Annotated in this window: 23 protein-coding genes and 2 pseudogenes; 12 read left to right on the top strand and 13 right to left on the bottom strand. The window is 68.9% G+C overall.

The features are described from left to right. A partial coding sequence (locus ACFYY1_RS39470) for an IS3 family transposase (RefSeq protein ID WP_388594561.1) occupies positions 1-731 on the top strand: 731 nt, incomplete at its 5' end. Positions 732-884: 153 nt separating this feature from the next. Here the strand turns inward: ACFYY1_RS39470 and ACFYY1_RS39475 are convergent. Together ACFYY1_RS39475 and ACFYY1_RS39480 are read right to left on the bottom strand one after the other, a co-directional pair. Beyond that, a complete protein-coding gene (locus tag ACFYY1_RS39475) occupies positions 885-1,385 on the bottom strand; it encodes a DinB family protein (RefSeq protein ID WP_388594563.1) in 501 nt (166 codons plus the stop codon). Positions 1,386-1,428: 43 nt separating this feature from the next. Further along, the gene (locus ACFYY1_RS39480; protein WP_388594565.1) at positions 1,429-2,055 is read right to left on the bottom strand and encodes a class I SAM-dependent methyltransferase; all 627 of its coding nucleotides are present in this window, start codon (positions 2,053-2,055) and stop codon (positions 1,429-1,431) included. Between the two features lie 87 nt (positions 2,056-2,142). Here ACFYY1_RS39480 and ACFYY1_RS39485 point away from each other — a divergent pair, with 87 nt between their 5' ends. Continuing rightward, a complete protein-coding gene (locus ACFYY1_RS39485; RefSeq protein WP_388594567.1) occupies positions 2,143-2,751 on the top strand; it encodes a helix-turn-helix domain-containing protein in 609 nt (202 codons plus the stop codon). Between the two features lie 621 nt (positions 2,752-3,372). On the opposite strand, the gene ACFYY1_RS39490 is transcribed toward ACFYY1_RS39485, so the two are convergent. After that, the gene (locus tag ACFYY1_RS39490) at positions 3,373-4,011 is read right to left on the bottom strand and encodes a hypothetical protein (RefSeq protein WP_388594569.1); all 639 of its coding nucleotides are present in this window, start codon (positions 4,009-4,011) and stop codon (positions 3,373-3,375) included. 156 nt (positions 4,012-4,167) lie between these two features. Continuing rightward, positions 4,168-4,929, bottom strand: coding sequence for a transposase domain-containing protein (locus ACFYY1_RS39495; RefSeq protein ID WP_388594571.1), 762 nt, complete (start codon positions 4,927-4,929; stop codon positions 4,168-4,170). A gap of 189 nt (positions 4,930-5,118) precedes the next feature. Between ACFYY1_RS39495 and ACFYY1_RS39500 the strand changes: the two genes are divergently transcribed. Then, positions 5,119-5,283: a hypothetical protein gene (locus tag ACFYY1_RS39500; protein ID WP_388594573.1), complete on the top strand. Its 165-nt coding sequence runs from the start codon at positions 5,119-5,121 to the stop codon at positions 5,281-5,283. A gap of 237 nt (positions 5,284-5,520) precedes the next feature. Next, a complete protein-coding gene (locus ACFYY1_RS39505) occupies positions 5,521-8,241 on the top strand; it encodes an ATP-binding protein (RefSeq protein ID WP_388594576.1) in 2,721 nt (906 codons plus the stop codon). A gap of 112 nt (positions 8,242-8,353) precedes the next feature. On the opposite strand, the gene ACFYY1_RS39510 is transcribed toward ACFYY1_RS39505, so the two are convergent. The 4 genes from ACFYY1_RS39510 to ACFYY1_RS39525 form a co-directional block, all read right to left on the bottom strand. Then, entirely contained in the window at positions 8,354-9,295 is a 942-nt protein-coding gene (locus ACFYY1_RS39510; protein WP_388594578.1) for a GNAT family N-acetyltransferase, read from the bottom strand. A 66-nt stretch (positions 9,296-9,361) separates the two neighbouring features. Further along, positions 9,362-9,511, bottom strand: a complete 150-nt coding sequence (locus ACFYY1_RS39515; protein WP_388594579.1) for a hypothetical protein — start codon at positions 9,509-9,511, stop codon at positions 9,362-9,364. A gap of 229 nt (positions 9,512-9,740) precedes the next feature. After that, positions 9,741-10,637 (bottom strand): virginiamycin B lyase, encoded by an 897-nt coding sequence (locus ACFYY1_RS39520; RefSeq protein WP_388594581.1) that lies wholly within the window; start codon positions 10,635-10,637, stop codon positions 9,741-9,743. Further along, complete coding sequence (locus ACFYY1_RS39525; protein WP_388594583.1) at positions 10,634-11,290, bottom strand: CatB-related O-acetyltransferase; 657 nt, start codon at positions 11,288-11,290, stop codon at positions 10,634-10,636. Before ACFYY1_RS39525 ends, ACFYY1_RS39520 begins: the two co-directional genes overlap by 4 nt. Before the next feature lie 306 nt (positions 11,291-11,596). Between ACFYY1_RS39525 and ACFYY1_RS39530 the strand changes: the two genes are divergently transcribed. Together ACFYY1_RS39530 and ACFYY1_RS39535 are read left to right on the top strand one after the other, a co-directional pair. Further along, entirely contained in the window at positions 11,597-11,740 is a 144-nt protein-coding gene (locus ACFYY1_RS39530) for a hypothetical protein (protein WP_388594585.1), read from the top strand. 104 nt (positions 11,741-11,844) lie between these two features. Then, positions 11,845-12,123, top strand: coding sequence for a winged helix-turn-helix domain-containing protein (locus ACFYY1_RS39535; RefSeq protein WP_388594588.1), 279 nt, complete (start codon positions 11,845-11,847; stop codon positions 12,121-12,123). On the opposite strand, the gene ACFYY1_RS39540 is transcribed toward ACFYY1_RS39535, so the two are convergent. Together ACFYY1_RS39540 and ACFYY1_RS39545 are read right to left on the bottom strand one after the other, a co-directional pair. Further along, on the bottom strand, positions 12,022-13,113 hold the full coding sequence (locus ACFYY1_RS39540; protein ID WP_388594591.1) for an integrase core domain-containing protein: 1,092 nt from the start codon (positions 13,111-13,113) through the stop codon (positions 12,022-12,024). The genes ACFYY1_RS39535 and ACFYY1_RS39540 overlap by 102 nt on opposite strands. A gap of 125 nt (positions 13,114-13,238) precedes the next feature. Then, positions 13,239-13,901: pseudogene (locus ACFYY1_RS39545) on the bottom strand (IS110 family transposase); the annotation flags it as partial. Between the two features lie 331 nt (positions 13,902-14,232). Here ACFYY1_RS39545 and ACFYY1_RS39550 point away from each other — a divergent pair. Then, entirely contained in the window at positions 14,233-16,014 is a 1,782-nt protein-coding gene (locus ACFYY1_RS39550; protein WP_388594594.1) for a hypothetical protein, read from the top strand. Between the two features lie 7 nt (positions 16,015-16,021). Here the strand turns inward: ACFYY1_RS39550 and ACFYY1_RS39555 are convergent, their stop codons facing one another. Beyond that, positions 16,022-16,384: a hypothetical protein gene (locus ACFYY1_RS39555; RefSeq protein ID WP_093812950.1), complete on the bottom strand. Its 363-nt coding sequence runs from the start codon at positions 16,382-16,384 to the stop codon at positions 16,022-16,024. Positions 16,385-16,808: 424 nt separating this feature from the next. On the opposite strand from ACFYY1_RS39555, the gene ACFYY1_RS39560 reads away from it, so the two are divergent. Next, positions 16,809-17,561, top strand: coding sequence for a transposase family protein (locus tag ACFYY1_RS39560; protein ID WP_388594597.1), 753 nt, complete (start codon positions 16,809-16,811; stop codon positions 17,559-17,561). A gap of 36 nt (positions 17,562-17,597) precedes the next feature. On the opposite strand, the gene ACFYY1_RS39565 is transcribed toward ACFYY1_RS39560, so the two are convergent. Continuing rightward, the gene (locus ACFYY1_RS39565) at positions 17,598-18,215 is read right to left on the bottom strand and encodes a hypothetical protein (RefSeq protein WP_388594600.1); all 618 of its coding nucleotides are present in this window, start codon (positions 18,213-18,215) and stop codon (positions 17,598-17,600) included. A 307-nt stretch (positions 18,216-18,522) separates the two neighbouring features. Here ACFYY1_RS39565 and ACFYY1_RS39570 point away from each other — a divergent pair, with 307 nt between their 5' ends. The 4 genes and pseudogenes from ACFYY1_RS39570 to ACFYY1_RS39585 all read left to right on the top strand — a co-directional run bounded on the left by ACFYY1_RS39570 (position 18,523) and on the right by ACFYY1_RS39585 (position 20,934). Next, the gene (locus ACFYY1_RS39570) at positions 18,523-19,062 is read left to right on the top strand and encodes a winged helix-turn-helix domain-containing protein (protein WP_388594602.1); all 540 of its coding nucleotides are present in this window, start codon (positions 18,523-18,525) and stop codon (positions 19,060-19,062) included. Beyond that, positions 18,978-19,601: a transposase gene (locus tag ACFYY1_RS39575; protein WP_388594605.1), complete on the top strand. Its 624-nt coding sequence runs from the start codon at positions 18,978-18,980 to the stop codon at positions 19,599-19,601. Before ACFYY1_RS39570 ends, ACFYY1_RS39575 begins: the two co-directional genes overlap by 85 nt. Before the next feature lie 7 nt (positions 19,602-19,608). Next, a pseudogene (locus ACFYY1_RS39580) lies at positions 19,609-20,022 on the top strand (helix-turn-helix domain-containing protein); the annotation flags it as partial. Positions 20,023-20,595: 573 nt separating this feature from the next. Next, positions 20,596-20,934 (top strand): thioredoxin family protein, encoded by a 339-nt coding sequence (locus ACFYY1_RS39585; RefSeq protein WP_388594608.1) that lies wholly within the window; start codon positions 20,596-20,598, stop codon positions 20,932-20,934. A 76-nt stretch (positions 20,935-21,010) separates the two neighbouring features. Here ACFYY1_RS39585 and ACFYY1_RS39590 read toward each other — a convergent pair whose 3' ends face one another. Beyond that, positions 21,011-21,340: a DUF6233 domain-containing protein gene (locus tag ACFYY1_RS39590; protein WP_388594611.1), complete on the bottom strand. Its 330-nt coding sequence runs from the start codon at positions 21,338-21,340 to the stop codon at positions 21,011-21,013. Between the last annotated feature and the right edge of the window lies 1 nt (position 21,341).

Genomic DNA, 21,341 nt, shown 5'->3' on the forward strand with positions numbered 1-21,341 from the left:
ACGAGATCACCGTCATCCACGTCGCCTCCCGCCACACCTACGGGGTCCCGCGCGTCCATGCCGAACTGCGGCGCCTGGGGCGATGCGTGAACCGCAAGCGGGTCGCCCGCCTGATGCGCGAGCACGGCAGCCAGGGAGCCCACCGCCGCAGGCGGCGGTCGCTGACCCGGCCGGACAAGAAGGCGAAGCCGGCCCCCGATCTGATCGGCCGCGACTTCCACGCCGAGACCCCCGGCACGAAGCTGGTCGGTGACATCACCGCGCTGCCCACCGGCGAGGGCTGGCTCTACCTCGCCTGCTGGCTGGACCTGGCCACCCGCGAGGTCGTCGGCTACTCGATGGCCGACCACCACCGCGCCGACCTCGTCGTCAACGCGCTGAAGATGGCCTCCGGACGCGGCCGTCTCCAGCCCGGCTGCATAGCGCATTCGGACCGCGGCAGCGAATACACCAGCAGCCACTTCCGCTACCACATAAGCGAGTTGGGCCTCCGGCAAAGCTGCGGACGCACCGGATCTTGCTTCGACAACGCCGCTGCGGAGAGTTTCTGGGCCCTGCTCAAAGAAGAGATCGGCACCCGTGTCTGGCCCGACCGGGCCACCGCCCGCGCCGAGATCTTCGACTTCATCGAGACGTTCTACAACCGCCGCCGACTGCGCAAGCACAAGGTCTTTGGCTACCTCACCCCAGCCGAGACCCGACAGCGGCACCAACACGACCTCGCGGCATAAAGATCGAGTGTCCAAGATCACGGGGAAGCTTCATGGGGGCCTTGACCCCTGATGTTGGTCATGCGCGGGGCCACCGTGTGCGCGGATCGGAGGAGGCGGCGCGGCAACAGCCGTGGTGCTGTGATCAGCTGTTCCCGTCCTGGAGAAGGTGGATCAGCGGCCGGTCGTGCCGTCGACGAGTTCGCGGAGGATGTCCGCGTGGCCTGCGTGTCGGCCGGTCTCCTCGATCATGTGGGTGAGTGCCCAGCGGATGTTGGGAGCGGGGCGGTCCGGTCGCGGTCGGGGGACCGGTGCGCCCAGATCGGTGCACCCGTCGAGAACATCGTTCGCGCGCGTGACCGCGTCTCGGTAGCGGGCGACGACATCGGCCATGCTGTCCGCCGGTGCGGCGTGGAACGTCGCCTGCCAGTCGGTGACATCGTCCCCGAGGAACATCGAGCGCTCGACGAAAGTCAGGTGGTTGAGCAGGCCGAGCAGGTTCGTGCCCGACGGCACTGCGGATGTTCGCGCCTGCGGCTCGGGGGCGCCATCGACCTTCGCGGCGATCGAGGCCCGGAGGTAGTCGAGGAATCCGCGCAAGACCTCGATCTCGTTGCCTCCGGTCCGGGGCGGCGGAATGTCGCGGCGGCGGTTGCGGCGTGTGGTGCTGGACACCGTGCTCTCCCTTCTCTTGTCGGGGCGGGCGCCGGCCGCCGTGTCAGGCGGTGCGGCGGATGAGGAGGACGTGGTCGGTGACCTCGGCGGTGCGCCCGTGTGGCCCGGTTGCGATCCGGCGGGGTGCGTCGGCCCGTTCGACCGTCCATGTCTCCGGAGCCAGGTCGATACCCGCGGCAACTTCCCGCGGGCTCGGGTAGCGGACGTCGCGATCCTGGTTCCACGACCACGGCGCGGCCGAGCCGTGGTCGACGACCAGCAGCCGCCCGCCCGGGCGCAGCGCGTGCGCGGCCGAGCGCAGGACGGTTGCCCGGTCCAGGTCAAAGGGGGTGTGCAGGTAGTGGGCGCAGACCAGGTCGTATCCGTTGGGCGGGAAAGACTCGTGCAAGTCGGCCCGCACAGTGGTGACGCGGTCACCCAGGCCCTGTGAGCGGGCGAGGGCGGCGAGCCGCTCGACCGCCACGGCCGAGATGTCGGCGGCGGTGACCTGCCACCCCAGACGGGCGAGCCACAGCGCGTCGCCGCCGTCGCCGCATCCGAGGTCCAACGCGTCACCGGGCGGCAGGCCCGTCACCGTCTCGGTGAGGCGGGCATTCGGCTGCGGGGTACCGGCTGCCGGTCGGGCCGCGTAGACGCTGTCCCAGAACGCGGCCGCATCGGTGGTGCTCATCAAGACTCCTTGTGTCGGTATGCACTCAGTCTTGCCAGGCGCTCCACGACCCGGCACGAAATCTTGCGGTTACGGCAAGATGGCCTGATGGATCGCGAGATGGACGACGACGTGCTCGACGCGGTGGGGCCGCGGCTTCGTGCGCTGCGTCGTGACCGTGGCATCACCCTCGCCGCCCTCGCGGCAACGACTGGCGTGTCGGAGAGCACTCTGTCCCGGCTGGAGAGCGGGCAGCGCCGGGCGAGCCTCGAACTGCTGCTGCCGCTGGCCCGTACCTATGACGTTCCGTTGGACGACCTCGTCGGTGCCCCGCGAACTGGCGACCCCCGAATACACCTCAAGCCGATCAGGCGGTTCGGGATGACGTTCGTGCCCCTGTCCCGGCGACCGGGCGGGGTGCACGCGTTCAAGATGATCATCCCGGCGCGGCCGGAGCCACTCGAACCGACCCCGCAGACCCACGAAGGCTTCGAATGGCTCTACGTGCTCAGCGGACGCCTGCGGCTCGTGACCGGCGAGCGCGACCTGACACTACCGCCCGGTGAGGCAGCCGAGTTCGACACGTCCCTGCCTCACTGGCTGGGCAGCGCCGACGGCGGCGCGGTTGAACTTCTCATCCTGTTCGGCCTGCAAGGGATGCGTGCCCATGTACGCACTGACCCTCATCGATCGCCGCAGGGCGGGAGCCGCCGGTGAACTCAGCGAGAGATTCTGTATGCGCGTCGGTGACACCGGCCCCCAGCGCCCCGCGCGAGGAGCACTGCGAGCGGGTCGCCCAGCTGGATGCCGACGGCGGCCGGGGCCTTCTCCGAGGCCTCCATGTGGTGCCGGGTTGCCGCGTGCGTAGGCATCGCGGCGAACGTTGAGCCAGCCCACCAGTTCGTCATCGTCCAAAACCATCAGAAGGCGGTTGGTTCGGGGGGCGAGGCTTTCGAGGATGGTCTCAAGGGCCGGGGCGGCATCCCTTTCGTCGATGGGAGGGAACGGGAAGCCGGCAGCGCCGCCGGCGTTGGAAACATCGATCCAGCAGTTGACGAGAGCCTGGCGCCGGCCCTGGTCGACGTCCTGCGCAGTGGTCGCCTGGGCAAAGCGGAGCAAGTGGGAGTGCATGCAGGGAGGGTCCCAGCAACCACTGACACGAAACCGAGAGATCGCAGACACGGCCCCGGAAATACCACCCGAAGACCACACCAGAAAACACTCTGTACCACGATCTGTACCACCCACAGGCCGCCGGTGGGCACTGGATCACTCCCGCGCCCAGTGCTGAGTCGACCTCGACGGCTCGCAGGACGCCAGGACCGGCCTCCTCGGACGTCAGCCCTTCGGTACGGGAGGCAGCTCGGCGTGCCTGACCGTGTAGCCACCCTTGGTCACCGGGGCGTACGGCGCGGGGGCCATGCAGGTGCCGACGGCGGCCTCTGCGGGAGCGGCGTCGCCGTCCGGCAGCAGGTTCACACCGTTCCAGGAGAAGCCCACACGGTCGTCGGAACGGCCCTTGTCCTTGCCGCCGTCGTAGACACTGAACCCGACCCGCTCGCCGAGGTTGTCCGGGCCGCCCGGGCTCACCTTTGTGATGATCGCCGTCAGAGTCGCCGTGTGGGGGCCGGTGACCAGGCAGTCCACGCGGCCTTCGGAGGTGTACGTCCTGTCCCGCTCGGCGGAGTAGTGGGACACCTTGACCGTGCCCCGGGCATCGGTCGGAAGCCCCGTGGGGATCCCGGGCAACGGCCGGCTGTAGGGGTCCGCGTGCGCGTCGAAGGTGAACGAGCGGACGTCGTGGTCCGGGTAGTACGGCAGGACGAACTCCGCACTCCCCGTGACGCTCGCGTACGCGGTCCTGTCCGCGCGCTGCTCGGCGGAGGCGACGGGGGCGGCGCTCAGGGGCAAGCCGACGAGCAGTACCCCGAGTACGGCGGGAAGGGCCAACGTCCTGGGGCGGAGCAGGGAAGTCATCGAAGTCTCCTTGTGATGGGGCCCGTTGACCGGGCAAGCCCATCCTCGCGCCCGTCCCCGCCCGTGCCATCCGCCGCGATCCGTAACTCACCGCGGGTCCGCCTCAGACCCGAGACCGACAGGCGTCAGCCCTGGGTCGCAAACCCCCTGTCGTAGTCAGGAAACCCGGCGCCCTGCTGTACGCCGGCTTCCTACCGACATGTCTCCTGCGACGACGCGTCCGAGCCGAGGCTCGTCACCCCGCAGTTGCAGCACCGCCTGGTCCTTGGGGCTGACGTTGAGCAGGTTGTCGTCCCGGATCCGTTTGGCGGGCAGTCGACGCTGCCCGGTGCGTTCAGTGGCGGTCGGCAACGTGGTTGGACCGGAGCCGCGCCGGCCGGCCTGCCGGTGTTCCGGCTCCTGCGGGGCGTTGAGGGGGCGTCGCGTACAGACTCGCGTCGTACCTCCAGGCCCGGAACAGCGCAGCCGGGCCGCCGCCCCGCTGTGATGGACGGCATCAAGGAACTCGCGCCAGGTGAGCATCTCGTCGTCGGGGGTGTGCAGCAGGGTCCCGTCGACGGCCACCGTGCGCAGGCCCCGGTAGAAGGACCCGGCCTGCCCGGGGCGGGCGACGGGCCCGGCCAGCGTCTCGAACAGACGCCGCAGAGGTGCAGCCCCCACCCTGCGCCTGGCTCGCGTCAGTGAGGAGACCGCGGGACACACCAGGGCCAGCGGGGTCAGGGCGGCGGTCAGCTTGGACCACACCGTGCGGTACGAGTGGTGTTCGAACAGCGCGAGAGCGAGCACGAAGTACACCACCACCCGCGAAGGCAGCAGCCTCAGGCGCTTCTCGCGCCGACCGGTCTCCTCCAGCACCGCGTCCACCAGCGCGAAGTCCACGATCTGGGTCAACTCCCCCAGGTGACCCGGCGCGAACACACCCCGGGCTGTCTCGATCGTGGACGTGATGACACACTTCTCCTGCAACGGGACCCCTGACCTTGATCGACTTTCTTCGCCGATCGTTGATCTATCAGGTGGTCCCGTTGCGCTGTTCAGCAGGGCTTGACATACAGCTCAGGTGCCAAACGCAACGGTGTTGCGGTCAATCAACGTGACAGTGCCCCCGTGCTGATGTACGCGGACGGCTTGGGCATCCGGCCCGTGCTGTGGGAGATGGCCAGCGCAGCCTGCGGAGGCACGGCCGCCGAGTTCGTGCTTCTGGTACGGCGATGGACCCAGTACCGGTCCCAGGTCAAGCGCCCCGGCGGCCATCCGGGAGACTGGGCGTGATGACTTGCCGCTGTTGCCGGACAGCGCCAGTCTGGCCGAAGCTCGTCACAATTCCCTCCGTGGACCGACGGCAACTCCACGGCCGGATGCCTTTCGCAGGAGTATGCACTTCCCGGGCGAGGCGGTTGAGCCCCAGCACGCACGTTCCCGGCCAGCGATAATGTGCTCGGTGCGTCCGATGAAAATCAACGAGACGCCTTCACAGGCCGGCCGCCACACGGTCCCGCCGGGCACCAAATGGGTTGGCCGAAGCGCGACAGGACGGGGCGAGTGTTGCAGGGGCGAAGCGCGGAGCGGGGCCGAATAGATCAGATGCTCGCGGAAGCCCGTCTGGGAACGAGCAGCGCCCTGCTGATCCATGGTGAGGCGGGGATCGGCAAGACGGCTCTGCTCGACTACGCTGCCGAGCGGGCGGACGGCCTGCGGGTGCTGCGCGTCGAAGGCATCGAGTCGGAGATGGAGCTCGCGTTCGGCGGGCTGCACCACGCGTTCCTGCCCGTGCTGAATGTCCTCGACCGGCTGCCCGGACCACAGGCCTCGGCCATGAAGTCGATCTTCGGACTCACTGACGATGTGGTGAGTAATCGCCTCACTATTAGCCTTGCCGTGCTGACGATGCTGTCGGAAATCGCCGAGGAGGGCCCCCTTCTCTGTCTGATCGACGACGCCCAGTGGCTCGACCAGCCGTCGGTGGACGTGTTCACCTTCGCCGCTCGCAGGCTGCGGGCCGAGGGCATCGTGATGATCTTCGCGGTTCGCGGCGGAGACCATGGTCCAGAGGTAAAGGGGCTTCCGCGACTGCTGCTCGAAGGCCTGGACCGGGCCGCGGCCGCGGAGCTGGTCCCCGGTCTCCCCCCGTACGTCGTCGACAGGATCATCGAAGAGGCCCGTGGCAATCCGCTGGCCCTCATCGAGTTGACGGCCGCGCTCACCCCGGCCCAACGGTTCGGACAACTGAGCCCCCTGCCTCTGCCCGAGGCGACGACCCGGCCGACGAGCCGGATCCAGGATGCCTTCCTGTCGCAGATTCGCCGCCTCCCCGAAGTCACTCAGGCGATTTTGAACGTGGCCGCTGCGGACGACACCGGACACCTCACCGTAGTGCTGAGAGCAGCCAGCCGGCTGGGCTCCGCCATCAAGGATCTCGCACCCGCGGAACGCGCCGGGCTCGTCCTGCTGTCCAGGGAGGCAATCCGCTTCCGCCACCCGCTGGTCAGGTACGCCGCCTACCAGGGCGCCCCCCTCGCCCGGCGCATCGCGGCCCACAAGGCGCTGGCGGAGACGCTGGACCCCTCCCGTCACGCGCACCGGCGCGCCTGGCATCTGGCTGCCGCGTCGACGGATCCGGACGAGTACGTCGCCGACGAACTGGAGCGGGTCGCCGAGTGGGCCGACAGCCGGCAGGGGATGGCGTCGGCCTCCGCCGCGTACGAGCGAGCGGCCCAGCTCACCGCCGACCCTGAGAGGCGTGCGCGCCGCCTCATCTGTGCGGCTCAGAAGGCCAGTGAAGCCGGCCAGGACCAACGGTGCGATGCCCTGGCGGACCAAGTGCCGCGGCCTCTCAATGACCCGGGTATGGCAGCCGACTTCGCTCGTCTGCGGGCCGTTGTCGAGCTTGGATACGGCAGGCCGGCAACCGCCGGCCGCATCCTGGTCGCATGCGCGGACCTGATCGGCCTCAGCCGTCCCGACAAGCTCGCCCCGCTCTTGGTCGACGCGATCCACGCCGCCTTCTCCTCGGGCGACGCCGACCTGATCGTCGAGATCGCGGTCCGCAACTCGGACCTTCTGGTGCTGAACGTGCCCGCCCGCCTGCTGAAGGGGGACGTGTCCGGCTCGCTCGACGCCCTGCGTGATCTCGTACGGAGCAGCCGCAGTCCCGACGCAGCGTTCATGGACCGGCTGATGGCCGGGATCTACTGCCATGTGGTCGCTGACCATGCGAACGCACGCGATATCGCCGCCGCATCGGTCGCGCAATGCCGGGACCAAGGCGTCGCCGGGTGGCTGCCCACGGCGCTGCACGTGCTAGCCCAGGCCGAGCTGGCGCTCGGCCGGCACGAAGAGGCGTCCGAGCACGCCGCCGAGGGGCTGCGGCTGGCCGAGTACTATCACCTGGATCACCGCGCCGCCCACCTGCGGGCAGTCCTGGCCACCCTGGCAGCCGTCCGGGGGCAGGAGGAACACAGCCGCAGCCTGGCGAACGAGGCACTCGCCTACACGCGTCCGCGCGATGTCGGACGGGGAACGGCGGACGCCCTCGGGGCGCTGGGCCTGCTCGAACTCGGCCTCGGACGGGCGGAAGCGGCGCTGGAGCGGCTGGAGACGGCACGACAGGAAGCGGGTCATCCCGCGCTGTCCCTTTTCCTGCTCGCCGATCTCGTCGAGGCCGCGGTGCGCGCCGGCCGTCCCGAGCAGGCGAAGGAGCCGGCCCGACTCCTCGCACAATGGGCGGCCGCCACACCTCATCCGCACCTTGAAGCGCTGGCCCGCCGCTGTCTGGCCCTGACCGGTCCGGAGAGAGAAGCCCAGGCGCACTTCGCGGCGGCGCTCCACCTCCAAGAGGGCCGCGACGACTTCGAACGGGCCCGCACTGAACTGCTGTACGGGGAATGGCTGCGCCGCCTGCGGCGCAAGATCGATGCCCGTGACCACCTCCGTGAGGCGCTGGAGGTCTTCGAGAGGCTCAGCGCCCAGCCTTGGGCTCAGCGGGCGCGGGCGGAACTGCGGGCGGCGGGCGAGAGCACCGACCTGACGGACCGCGCTGACGGGTGCGTCAACCGGTTGAGCCCACAGGAGCGCGAGGTCGTCCGGTTGGCCGCTACAGGTGCGACCAACCGCGAGATCGCGGCACAGCTGTTCCTCAGTCCGCGCACAGTGGGCCACCACCTCTACCGCGCCTTCCCCAAACTCGGGATCAGCTCCCGCACCGAACTCGCCACGCTGCTGGCCCTATGACTCCCCCACGACCGCGAGGCGCGTGCTGCCGTAACTCATACGGTCCCGTCTCTTCCGGGCTGTCGCTCATTCCAGCCGTCTCATGATTTCCGGGGTCTCGCCTCCGGGCGGCTCATGATTCCGGCGCCGAGTAGATCAGTCGGATCTGAGCAGTGCGGTATCCGGCTCGGGCGAAGGCGGCTGCCATGGGGGCGTTGCCCGTGTCGGTGGTGGCTGTGATCAGTTCGGCTCCTGCCTCCGCGTGTACACGGGTGATCTCGGCCAGCACATCGTCGACGTGTCCGCGGCCGCGGAATTCGGGTACGACGCCCAGGTAGCCGACGTTGCGGTTGTACGGGGTTGCCGACGGGATCGCGAGCCCTACGGTTTCCCCCTGGGGGGTACGTACCAGCCGCCACCAGCCGCGCTCACCCGGGCAGCTCAGATAGAAGTCCATCTCCTGCCGGGCAGTGACCTCGGCCCCCTTGGAGGCCAGGTTCCTGCGGGTCTCGCAGTCCAGGCTTCCGACAGCGATCTGCCGGAACACCTGCAGGAACTCCTCGTCTGAGGCTTTGGCGAAGACGAGGCTGCCGCTGCCGGCGGGGATGCCGATCTCAGGTGTCCACTCCAGGCGCAGTCGCTCCACCTCGTCCGTGAGCCCGGCCGCAAGGGCGGCGTCGCGTCGCCACGCCAGTGCGGCCGCTACGGCCGGATCCTCGCGCCAGCCGTGGGGGAGTGTCAGGTTGTAGAGCGGCAGCTTGCGGGCGCCCATTTCGGCGAAGGCCTTGAGGCTTGCGGTGAGCAGCCCTGCCGCGACCGCTGTACGGTCGCCGGCCGAGGCATCGACGTGCAGGCAGTCCAGGGCAAGCGGGTGATCACTGGCTGGCTGTCCCCACCACAGGGCGCGGCCGATCACCCGGTCGCCTTCCTCGGCGATCCAGGTCCACTCCGGCCGGTACATCCCCTGGCCCAGTTCATCGAGGTAGCGCTCGGCCGGGATCCAACTGATCGGTTCGTCCACCGTGACGGCAGTGACTCTGTCGCGGTCGGACTCGGTCGTGCAACGGAACAACATGTGTCTTCCTTGGTTTTTGATGTAAGCCGTCACGCTCGTACCGGTATTGACGGGCTCAGGATTCGGTCACGCCGATTCGAGAAGCGGGCGGAGTTCGAGCGCTTCTGGTGTGGGGAAGCCGCAGGCCAGTGCGACGGCCTCGGCTCGGTCGGCCACCTCCAGCACAAACCAGCCTCCGAGGGTCTCCTCACCGCCGTGCACGGGCCCCTCGGTCACGGTCTGAACCCCTTCAGCCGTCTTCCGTACGGTGACGGGGCCGTGATGCCCGGTGTCGAGGGCGTCGCCCCCCCACCAGTTTGCCCGCGGCCGCCATATCGCCGATCCAGGTCTCGTACGCCTTCCGGTAGGCGTCCCGGTCGGCCTTGATCCGAGCGCGTGAAGCATCGGTCTCGAAGATGACAAGTGCGTATTTCATTGGTTTTCCTCGGGTCGTTGTTGCAGGTTGTCAGGCAAGACTTCTGGTTGAGGTGATGCGGGCGAGTACGCCGGTCTCCAGGGCCGCCCACAGGGCGCCGTCCGGACCCATGGTGATGCCGTGCGGCTCCGAGGCAGGGGTGGGGAGGGCATGGACCGTTACGGTGCCGTCGGTGTCGATGGAGCCGACGCGGTTCGCACCCCACTCGGTGAACCACGGTCTGCCGTTAGCGTCGGTGGTCACGGCGTGGGGCCGGGCGGAACGGTCGGGCAGCGGGTATTCGGTGATCCGGCCGTCGGGTGCCAGCCTGCCGATCTGACCGGCCGCGATCTCGGTGAACCACACGCTTCCGTCCGGGCCGACCGCGATGCCCACCGGTGCGGCGGCCTCGGTCGGCAGGTCATGGACCGTGACACGGCCGTCCATGCCGATACGGCCGATGGCGTTGGCCTGGTTCATGGTGAACCACATCGCGTCCCCGGCGGCGGCGATGGCGGAGGGGAACGCTCCGGCGCGCGGCAGCGGGTACTCCGTGACCGTGCCGTCGACAGTGATGCGTCCGATGCGGTCAGCGGCGGTCTCGGTGAACCACAGTGCGCCGTCCGGCCCCGCGGCAATGCCGAAGGGCCCGCACTCCGCAGTCGGCGGGGCGAATTCCGTAATCCGGCCGACCGGTGTGATCCGCCCGATCCGATGCGCCCGGTACTCGGTGAACCACAGCGCGCCGTCTGGACCGTTGCAGATGACTGTTGGCCCGCTGTCGGCGTCGAGTTGATGGATCGTCGGCTCCTGCCTGGGAATCAGGCGACCGATCCTGCCTCTGTGCACCATGGTGAACCACAGTGCGTTGTCCGGGCCGGTGGTGATGGCGTACGGCCCGCTGTCGCGGCGGGATACGACGTACTCCTCGATGACCAGAGGTGTCACCGCTCCAACTCCATATCCTGGGCGGTGGCGATGCGTGCGATGTCCTGCGGGGAACCGGACATGATGGTCCGGGCGTGCGTGGTCACCAGATCGAGTGGCCAGTCCCACCAGGCGGTCTGCACAAGCCGTTCGACATCGCTGTCTTCGAAGCGCTGCCGGATGACCCTGGCCGGGTTCCCACCGACGACGGTGTATGGAGGAACATCAACGGTGACCACCGCCCCGGCAGCGACTACGGCGCCATCGCCGATCCGTATGCCGGGCATGATGGTGGCCCCGTACCCGAACCAGACATCGTTGCCGATGACCGTGTCACCGCGGCTGGACATGCCGGTGACGAGGTCGAGGGTCTGTTCGGCCCACTGCCCGCCGAACATGGTGAAGGGGAAGGTGGACACACCCATCGACGGGTGCGCCGCGCCGGCCATCAGGAACCGGGTGCCGGTGGCGATCGCACAATACTTCCCGATGATCAGCCGCTCCGGTCCGTAGGCGTACAGCACGTTCCGTTGCACAAAGTCAGTCGCGCCGTCCGGGTCGTCGAAGTAGGTGAAGTCACCCACCACGATGTTGGTGCCGTTGACCAATGGTTTGAGGAAGACGACCCGATCATGAGCGGGCAGCGGATGGAGTGTGTTCGGATCAGGTGCCACGAGAGGATTCTTTCCGTGCGATTGATCGGCGGGTCGGCCTGTGCGGCGGGCGGCCCCTGCCCACGACCGTCCTCGGGTCCGTCCGAGTAAATTCCGTGTGCCGGCCCCTGCCGACGAGGACCTGTGCCGCCCCAGACTTCTGTGAACGGAGTGGACATCACCAGCGGTAGAACTTCCAAAGGCGGTGAGTGCCGTCCTCGACGCTAGGGCCGGCCACATGGCAGAGGCATCGGTCGCCGCGACTTAACGTGAGCTCTGCCGCTCTCGCGGGCATCCGCAGCCCACACTCCGGCAGCGGTCTCCGCTGTGTTCGATGACCCGAATCTGATCGCGCAGGGCGGCGGCTTGACCGACGTGAAGAGGGCTGCGAGGGAGCGGGTTCGGCTGGAGGCAGTCGGTCTCTTCGAGGGCGGCGCGAAGAACAGGGAGATCGCGGTCGCGCTTGGGTGAGCGAGCGGTCAGTGGAGCGCAGGCGTCGGCAGTGGCGGGAGCGGGGTTGGGAGGGGGTCCGGTCGAAGGGCTCGCCTGGGCGTCCGGGGCTGTCGATTTGCCAGATGGCCAGGCTGGAGCGGGAGTTGGAGCGTGGTCCGCTCGCCCATGGCTGGGCGGACCAGCGGTGGACGTTGGCCCGGGTCAAGACGTTGATCGGACGGTTGTTCCACGTCAGCTACACAGTGGAGGGGACGTGGCGGCTGCTCAAACTGCGGGTGCCGATTAATCATCCGTCCTGCTCAGGCGACATGTGGGTACTCATGCAGGTTTCCGCCAAGCCGGTCTCGTCGGTGGACCTCCAGATGCACGATCTGTCCTGGTTCGGTGATCGGTTCAGGTAGCGGGCGGAGCGGGGCGGCTTGGCCGAGGGCCCGGTGCGGTCGATGCCCGTTGTAGAACGATTCGAACTCTTGGAGCACGTGCAGGAGGTGGCTTTGGTTCCAGATCAAGGTGCGGTCCAGCAGCTCCCTGCGGCAGGTCTGTATCCAGCGCTCCATGATGGAGTTCATTCGGGGCATCCGGACACCGCTGGTGACGACCTCCAGCCCGGCGTCGGCGAGCACGGCGTCGAAGGCCTGTGTGAACTTCGAGTCCCGGTCGCGGATCAAAAACCTGGCCTGGCTGCCCGCGTCCTGGAGATCCATGGCGAGATTGCGTCCGACCTGTAGCACCCAGTCCGCGGTGGGGTGTGCGGTGGCGCCCAGGATCCGGATCCTGCGGGTGGTGTGCTCGATGACGGCGAAAACGTACAGGCGCGCCCCGGCCATGGTGCGGGTCTCGAAGAAGTCGCAGGCAAGGAGCGCGTCGGCCTGGCTGCGCAGGAAGTCAGCCCAGGTCGTGCCTTCGCGTTCGGGAGCGGGCGGGATGCCGTGCTCCTTGAGGATCTCCCAGACGGTGGAGGCGGCGATCTTGATACCGAGCGCCGCGAGCTCACCGTGGATGCGCCGGTACCCCCAAGAGCTGTTCTCGCGTGCCAGGCGCAAGACCAGGCTGCGGATCGAGCGGACTGTGGGTGGGCGCCCTCGCCGCCTCGGTGCGCACGTGACGGCATGGCGCTGTTCGAGCAGGTCGCGGTGCCACCGCAAGATCGTGTCGGGACGCACCAGCAGCAGGAGCCGGCGCAGCCTGTTCATCGGGAGACGATGCAGCAGGCCAGCGAGCAGCGCACGGTCGGTGTCGGTGAACGCGGGCTTGCCGACCTGGCGCTGCAGGACCAGCAGCTGGTGCCGCAGCGTGAGGATCTCGATGTCTTTGTCCCGCTCACTCATCGGCAGCAGCCGCAGGAGCGTGAACGTATTGGTGACGGCGAGGTAGGCCAGGCGCAGCAGCACGACAAATCATGATGCCGCCGACGGCCATCCGGGTGAACAGCACGAGCGCGAGTGGCGCGCGAGCAGAAGGCCTGCCAGTGACGCTCAAGCTCCTGACCTGGCCGGATGATTTGTCGGCACCCGCAGTGCTGGCGCTCGGCCGCTTCGAGAGCGGCCGCGGCCAGGTCCGAGGCACCACGGACCTTGCGGTTGTGTAGCCAGGTCTCCAGCCGCTTGGCGCCGGTCCGGCGCAGGGCGGCCGGGGCCTGGTAGCCGGTCAACAGGATCAGCGGTCCGACGTTACCCAAGTCGAGGTTTCGCTCCAACGCAGGAAAGATACTGCTGAGTTGACCACGCAGGCGGTTGATCCGTCGGGTGCGGTCGGCGTTCAGATCGGCCCGCCGGTTGGTGAGGACCCGCAGCTCGACGGCATCCTCGTCGTCCGGCCGCAGCACGGTCAGGTCGCGCCGCATCCGGGCCTGGTCGGCGATGACGATGGCGTCCTTGGCGTCGGTCTTGCCCATGCCCCGGTAGCCGGCCGATGCCCGGTTTACCGCGAGACCGGGGATGTAGAGCAGCTGCTGGCTGTGATTGAGCAGCACGCTGATCAGCAAGGCCGCCATGCCGTCGGCGACATCGACCGCCCACACGGCGGCCTCGTCGATCGCCAGCACGTCGGCGAGCAGAGCCAGCAGTTCCGGCTCGTCGTTCAGTACGCGGCGCGACAACAGTCGCTTGCCCTCGGCATCCAGGACCACGCAGTGGTGATGGGTCTTGCCTATGTCCACGCCCGCCCAGATCTGGGGCACGGGTTCCTCCGGTCCGTCGGTGATTACTGTTCTCCCGAACGACCTCGCCAGCGTGGTCCTACTCAGCGATACACCCGCAGGTGCTCGCAGCTCCTAATCAGCGGCCGAGTCGTCGAGAGACTCCGGGCGGCCAGGTGGAAGGAACCATCGAGGGCAACCGCTTGAAAGCCATACCCGGAGTCTCTGGGCCTCTGGACCTTACGACTGGCCCGTCCAACCCACCAACAAGGTAGGACCGCTTGAGGCGGCGGCCCCGAAACGGGCCCCTTCTTCACCATGATGGTCGCCTTGGGCTACGGTCGTGCCCCGTGTCTGCAAGGGAGTGGTGCTGATGCCCCGCCATGTACTGGCCGCGACGCGCATGGACGGCAGGGAGATCGCCCGCGAGGAGCGCCCCGCCGCGCCATCGCTCACCGTGGTCGCCGCGTACGGAGATCTCCATGCCTGCGACTACGTGACCGTCTCCCAGGGGGAGTCCGTCGGGCTCTACGCCCGCGACCCCGGAGGCACGTGGGACGCTGTGAGCCCCGGAACCGACGCGGTGACCACCGACGAGATGCGCCTGTGGTTCGAGCTCACCCACCACTACCCGGGCCCGGACGGGGCGGACCCGAACCATCCGCTGGGCAGGGCCCCGCAGCCGGGTGCCGTCGGACGCATCGACGAACGGCGCGCCATCGCCCTGGTCCAGGAGCACATCGCCACCGGCGGCCTGGACTACCCGACCCAGGGCCTGGTCGCGGATCGGTTCGCCGCGGGCTGGAGCGTTTACGCGCCCGTCGACGTCGACGACAGCGATCCCATGGCCTTCCTCGACATGCCCGTCGGCCGTTCGGTGTTCATGGTCGGCGACACGGGGCGCATCAAGGAGGTCACCTCCGCGATCCCGCCCGGACAGGCCGACGCCCTGTTCACCGCGGAGGAGGCCTTCGTACGGCGTACGCCCGCCGAGGAGGCGTTCATGAACGACCTCAAGGCGGAGTTCGAGCGCCTCGATGCCCGGTCCGGGCAGCCGGGCGCGATCACCGACTTCACCGTCGTCGGCACCCCGCCCGAGGACATGACGGCGGCCCGCGTGACCGCGCTGACCGACGAGATCGCCCGCCAGCTGGCGCTGTGCGGACCACAGCGGTGGGAACGCATGGTGGCGGCATTCTCCTGCGCCGTCTCCGCCGAGACGGCCGATCTGTGCTTCTGGCAGCACGAACGGCCCATAGAGGCACGGGTGCCGGAGCAAATAGCCCTCCTCGTACGCCGCCAGCGCCACCTCGCGGCCGCCATGCCGGCCGGACCGTGGCTGCGTCTGATGGTCGCCGTCACCAAGGGGCCCGGCGGCCAGGCCCAGGTCTCCACCCAGTACGACTACGGTGACGAGCGGCTCCCCGACGGGCAGTTGCTCGCCCCCACGCACTACCGCAACGACCTCGCCGCCTACCCGCGGGCCGGGGTACCGGCGTGGCTGCGGGCCTATGCCGGGGCGAACGGCCAGCGCACGGCATCCCCACACACGGCGCCTCCGCGATCCGCACCCCCGCGCCAGGAGGCCCCCGAGCGCCCCTTCGTGGACAGTCTGGTCGGCTGGACGACACACGTGGTCGCCGACCAGCAGCGGATCACGTACGGCGGTGACTCGCTGACCTGGGAGGAGATCGAGTGGGTCCGGTATCCCGTCTCGCGGACCAAACACCAGGGCTTCCTGTTCCCCTCCATGTACACCAATACGTACACGTTCGGCGTGGGCAGATACGGGAACTCACCGAAGAGCCTGGAGAATCTGACCTGGAGCAAGGGCGGAAAGCGGGCCGAGGCCCCCGAAGCGTGGCTGGCCCTGGTCGAGTTCGCACAGCGCGTCCTCGAGCCCCGGCTGCTCGCGCAGCGTCTCGACCTGATCCGGCGCGGCGGGTCGTTCACCATCGGCGAGATGCGCGTGCACCGCGGCGGGCTCACGCTGCGCGGGGTCATGGAGGCCGATTGGGGTTCGCTCACGGACGTCAAGGTCGCGGACGGCCTGGTGTGGATCCATGAGCGGGGCAGGCAGCAGGCGGTGAGGGTGTCCCTCGGCAGCGCCAACGCCGTTCTCCTGCCCCGCATCGTGGCGGCCATGGCCGGCTGAGCCGCGGCTATCCGTGCAGGCGCCCCGAGACCTGCGTGATCTCCTCGGCGCCCAGCGGGTACGGGCTGCCGTACAGCAGCGGACCGGCGACGACCGCAGGACCGGTGACGGGCGCCGCGCCGTGCTCGGCCGCGAGCCGGCTGGCCACGGGGTTGGGCGGGCCGGAACGCGCACGCCCCGGGCCGTCCTCGGCGTACCAGAGGGTGAGCTCCTCGCCGAGCTTGGTGGAGCGTATGTGCTCCGAACCGAGAAGACGAGCGACCTCCTGCACGAGATCCATCCCGTACGACGCGGTCTTCACCTGCTGGATGCCCCTGTCGGACACGAGCAGCAGGCCGGACGTCGCCTTGTTCCGCTTGAAGAGTCCCATCCCGTCACTCTATTGACGCGGCCACATCACCTGCCACTCTCTTCCCTGACTCCGTCACGCTTCTCGGGCCCCGTCACGCGCCGGCGCTTCCCCGCGCGCGGTGCTCCTGGCAATCCGCACATGCGGAGCCATGGATTTCGCTCGGCGGGAGTGAGCCTTCTCGAAGCTGGCCGCTGGACGAAGACCCGGGCGGTGAGGTGACCAGCGAGCCCGTCACGGCTGCTTCCATCGCGGGCGCCGGCGTGAAGCCTGAGTGCGGCAAAGGCGGTCGCCCCCGTGCAGGAGGCGACCGCCGGAAGTCTGCGTAGGGTCAGCCGTTTCCAACCTGACGGGTGGTCGGATCGGCAGCCCCGGCGGGGGACATGAAGAAAGCTCCTGGTAGACGGGTTCACGACCAAGATCATCAGTCCGCCAGGAGCTTCGCGTGCTTGTCTACCCGTCTGCCATCGATCTGTCCAGCCGCACCCTGCGGTACCTCGCCGGCCTGCTCGCAGACCACCGTCGCCGGATCGGTTCCCGGTGGCGCCGCCTGGCCTGCGGCCGGCAGGCCCTGCTCGTCCTGGCCCATCTGAGGTGCGGCGATACCTACGCCCGTCTCGCCACGGGCTTCCGGATCGGAATCGCCACGGTCTACCGCTACATACGCGAGGCCGTCGATCTGCTCGCCGCCCTCGCGCCCACCCTGGAGCAGGCCATGGAGACCGTTCGGCGGAAGGCGTACGTGATCCTCGACGGCACCGTGTTCCCGATCGACCGCATCGCCGCCGACCGGCCGTACTACTTGGGCAAGAAGAAGCACCACGGGATGAACGTGCAGGTCCTCGCCGATCCCGCAGGACGCCTGATCTGGGCCTCCGACGCCCTGCCGGGAGCCACCCACGACCTGACCGCGGCCCGGACCCACGGCATCCCCGACGCCCTCGCCGCCGACAACATCAAGTGCTGGGCCGACAAGGCGTATCAGGGTGCCGACGCCGCGATACGCGTCCCGATCCGGCGGAGGCACCTGCGCGGCTGGCGCCGACGTCACAACCGCGACCACGCCAAGATCCGCAGCCTCGGCGAACGCGCTATGGCGATCCTCAAGTGCTGGCGGCTCCTGCGAAAAATCCGCTGCAGCACCATCCGGATCACCGCCCTCGTCCGGGCCATCGTCGCCCTCGAACTCGCCAGCTGATCAAGATGGAAAAGGCTCATTGCCTCGGGCAGTGGATCACCCGCTGCAGCCGGGTCGCGGGTCGGGCCACGCGGCCCGCAGCAGGGCGGTCTCGGACGGGGAGAGCGGGCGATGGCCGAGAGCGACGTCGTCCTGATCGAAAGCCCACTCCCCGTAGAGCAGGGCAGCCATGCCGTGCTCGTCGTCGGTGCACACCGCCCAGCGCCCGATGTTGCTCTGAATCGACCATTCGTAGTAGCGCAGGCCGGCCGAAGCGTCCTGGCTGGACGTCATCCGGGCCCCATCCGGAGGGAGTAAGTCTTCCAATGAGCCGGCAGTCGAGGGCGGGATTCTGTCTGCGGCCTCGAGCAGCTTCGTGAGCTCCTCCACCCGGACTCGCAACCAGGCGTACCCGCTTCCCCGGGCGAGCACGGCAAGGGGCGTGCAAGCGATCAGCGCACAGTTCCGCATCAACTCTGGATATTCGTCCAGCCCGTTCAGCGCGGCGAGAGCAGGCTCGAACAGCGCCCAGAACGGGACTCGGCCATCGGCGAGGAAGGGCCCGTGCACCCTGACCACCCGCTCCTCGCCGGGCCGTGGCAGCGACTGCGCCCTGGGGAACAGCTCACGCAAGTCCAGCGGCAGGCTGCAAAGAGTGCCGTCCGCCCACTCCACACGAGCTGTGCCAGCCAGCGCGGCCCAGCGCGGCGCAGGACTCTCCGACCAGGCAGACCGGGCGCGCCCCGAACACGTCCGGCACGGCACGGAGACAGTGATCGACATCTCGGCATGATCGCAGATCGTGCCGTGCACCCGGGCCAGCAGCCCGGCCGGGCTCAGTCAATCGCCTTGATCACCCGGGCGGGCACTCCCGCGACCACGGTGCCGGCAGGAACGTCTCGAGTACTGATCTCGGCGTTTCGGGGTCTGGATTTGTGTCGGGAGGGGTGACGCGGTCCGTCCGGGCTGGTACGCCGGAGGCATGCGGTATCCGGACGGGGGCGGGCTGACCGCCGAGCAGCGCAGGCGCCGGGAAGAGGTACGGATGCGGGCCGTCGACCTCTTCGATGAGGGCGTGGAAGTCCCGTGCATCGCCCGGGAGTTACGGGTGAGCGAGAAGTCGGTCTACCAGTGGCGCCGCACCTGGAGGACGGGCGGACGCGAGGCGCTGCGTTCCAGAGGCCCCTGCGGCTACGGCTGTCGGCTCGGCCCGCACCTGCAGACCAAGCTCGCGATGTGGCTTGATGAGGGACCGGCCGCGCACGGCTGGGCGGACGACCAGGTGTGGACCGCCGTGCGGGTACGCACGCTGATCGGGCGGAAGTTCCACCTCTCCTGCAGCGTCTCCGGGGTCACTCGGCTGCTGCACCGCATGGGCTGCAGCGTGCAGATGCCCGCCCGGCCCGCCGCCGAACGCGACGAGGACGCGATCACCGCATGGCGGGAGGCGACCTGGCAGGAGGTAAAACCCTCCGGGCGGCGACCGGCGCGTTCATCTGCTTCGAGGACGAAGCGGGCGTGACCGGTCGGCCGCCCAAGGGCCGCACCTGGGGCCGGCGCGGCATCACCCCGAGGGTCAAGGTGTCCGGCCGTAGCCGGGGACGTCTCTCGGTGGCCGGTCTGCTGTGCTACCGGCCGGGCCTGCCCGCCCGTCTGTGCTACCGGCTGCGTCGGCATACCGGCCGCAAGGGCGAGCGTCGCTCGCTGGGCGAGGCGGACTACATACGCCTGTTGGATGGCGCCCACCAACTGCTCAAGGCCCCACTGATCGTGGTGTGGGACCGGCTGAACACCCACATCTCCAAGACGATGAAGGCACTCGTTGCCGAGCGGGACTGGCTGACGGTGGTCCTGCTGCCCGGGTACGCGCCTGACCTCAACCCGGTCGAGGGCCTGTGGGCGCACATCAAGCGGAGCCTGGCCAACCTGGCCGCCCGCACCCTCAACGAGCTGGAGACTCTGCTCCGTCGGCGGCTCAAAGCGCTGCAGTACCGGCACGGCATCCTCGACGGATTCCTCGCCGGGACGGGCCTCGCTCTCGATAGACCGGACAGACCCTAATACGCCGAAGTCAGTAACCGACCGCACCGCCGTGGTCGGCCCGGCCCGGCCATGGACTCGTGCGTCCGCCTCGTACGCACGAGCCGTACGCGCGCGCTCCCTCTCCTCTGATATTCGCGACACCGAGGACCACCTGCCCGAGCTGGTGCTGAGCGCCGACGTGGACGCGTTCGCAGACCTGCGTGCCCGAGCTCTCGCACCGTTGCGGACCTTGCCTGTCGCGACCGCACGGCGGCTGGAGGAGACGTTGCGGGCGTGGCTGCTCCACCAGGGCAGGCGGGACGAGGTGGCGGCGGCGTTGTTCGTCCATCCCCAGACGGTCCGGTACCGGATGTCGCAGCTGCGGGAGCTGATTCCGGATCTCGCATCGCCACACCGGGTCCTTGAACTGACGCTGGCGGTCGGTCTTCGGGTCAGCTGACGCGTACTTCGACCGTCCACGACTGTGTCCGCGAGCGGTCCAGGAATCGTGCCACGTTCTCGGTGCCATCAACTGGCTCATGCGGCCCGGGGAAGAGCGGTATTAGCCAGCTGAGACCGGGGGTTGATGTGAAGACCAGGCAAGGCCTTGGGAAGCCCGTCGGGGGCGCTGTCTCTGAGAAGCGCGGTGGCGGATACCGCTCGACTGGATCCGGTGGACGATGCGCACCGGCCCGCTCGTCAACGCGCTCATCGAGCATCTGGTAGGTGATCTGGGCCACGATGCCCTGGAAATGCCCTGGAAAACAGCTTTCATGTCGTCGTGGAGGGCGCTGTCCTGGCACGAGCTGACCCATGGGCGCGCGGCGGGCTGCAGCTTGGTGACCGGCGGGGCGACCAGGCCGGGTCACCAGGGGCGGAGGGCCGGGCCGCTCGCGCCGGGGACCACCGTGGTTCTGCGACGGCCACGTGCCTCCCTTCCGACAGGTCAACCGGACGACCGACCGGGCCGGCCTGGCACACCGCGCGAGGGATGATGGGGATGGAATGACGGAACGTGAGGTCAGGAGCTTCCATGACGAAGCGGGTTCACCGACCCCGTGAGGACGCGGAGTTCAATTTCATCCTCGGGATGAGCGGAGTTCCGGTCCTCGCATACTTCACCGGGACATGGCCCAAGGCAATCGAGCCCTGCCGGGTGATGGACCTCGTCGTGGGTGGCATCGCCGACGACTACGCGGGCCGCCTGACGGCCGTCCGCGCCGACATCACGCGTTGTCCGGCCGCAACCGAGCGATACGGGATCACCGGAGCCCCGTCCTACGTCCTGCTAAAGGAGGGAGAGGCGGTGGCGCACGGCACAGGGCCTATGACCATCACCGAGGTACGGAAGTTCCTGGACGGCCACCTCTGAGCGGCCGCTGCGGCACGTGGCCGCGACGCCCGTCACGCCCGGCTCCGCCGAGGCGCGTCCGGCGGTCCGTACGGCCCTACCCGTCGACCAGCCCCGTCTCGGGCTTGCAGATCTGGCACGCCGCGATGTCAGGCTCCGCCAAGGCGATCATTGTTTCCTCGCGGGTGAGGAATCCGCCCTCGACCGGATACAGGGCACAGTCCCCGCGGTGCACCAGGGCCGCCGACAATGACCGCTGCGGCTGGATCTTCCACCGCAGCGCGGCGTGCGCCTGCTCCCGACGCCGCCGCTCCTGCTGCTCCTTGATCTCCAGCTCCCGGATCCGGCCCCGGACCTGACGCAGCTGCCACTCCAGCCACTGCTCCAGCGTCCGGTCCTTGTCCAGGTCGGATATGCCGCCGAACATG

Source organism: Streptomyces sp. NPDC001890 (assembly GCF_042891445.1).
In the GTDB taxonomy this organism is placed as follows: Bacteria; Actinomycetota; Actinomycetes; order Streptomycetales; family Streptomycetaceae; genus Streptomyces.

Coding starts and splice junctions, on each gene's coding strand:
- ACFYY1_RS39550 (WP_388594594.1), top strand. CDS start 14,233: ATGCCCCGCCATGTACTGGCCGCGACGCGCATGGACGGCAGGGAGATC.
- ACFYY1_RS39535 (WP_388594588.1), top strand. CDS start 11,845: ATGGCCAGGCTGGAGCGGGAGTTGGAGCGTGGTCCGCTCGCCCATGGC.
- ACFYY1_RS39480 (WP_388594565.1), bottom strand. CDS start 2,055: ATGAGCACCACCGATGCGGCCGCGTTCTGGGACAGCGTCTACGCGGCC.
- ACFYY1_RS39485 (WP_388594567.1), top strand. CDS start 2,143: ATGGATCGCGAGATGGACGACGACGTGCTCGACGCGGTGGGGCCGCGG.
- ACFYY1_RS39585 (WP_388594608.1), top strand. CDS start 20,596: ATGACGAAGCGGGTTCACCGACCCCGTGAGGACGCGGAGTTCAATTTC.
- ACFYY1_RS39575 (WP_388594605.1), top strand. CDS start 18,978: ATGGCGGGAGGCGACCTGGCAGGAGGTAAAACCCTCCGGGCGGCGACC.
- ACFYY1_RS39570 (WP_388594602.1), top strand. CDS start 18,523: ATGCGGTATCCGGACGGGGGCGGGCTGACCGCCGAGCAGCGCAGGCGC.
- ACFYY1_RS39555 (WP_093812950.1), bottom strand. CDS start 16,384: ATGGGACTCTTCAAGCGGAACAAGGCGACGTCCGGCCTGCTGCTCGTG.
- ACFYY1_RS39590 (WP_388594611.1), bottom strand. CDS start 21,340: ATGTTCGGCGGCATATCCGACCTGGACAAGGACCGGACGCTGGAGCAG.
- ACFYY1_RS39490 (WP_388594569.1), bottom strand. CDS start 4,011: ATGACTTCCCTGCTCCGCCCCAGGACGTTGGCCCTTCCCGCCGTACTC.
- ACFYY1_RS39510 (WP_388594578.1), bottom strand. CDS start 9,295: ATGTTGTTCCGTTGCACGACCGAGTCCGACCGCGACAGAGTCACTGCC.
- ACFYY1_RS39505 (WP_388594576.1), top strand. CDS start 5,521: ATGGGTTGGCCGAAGCGCGACAGGACGGGGCGAGTGTTGCAGGGGCGA.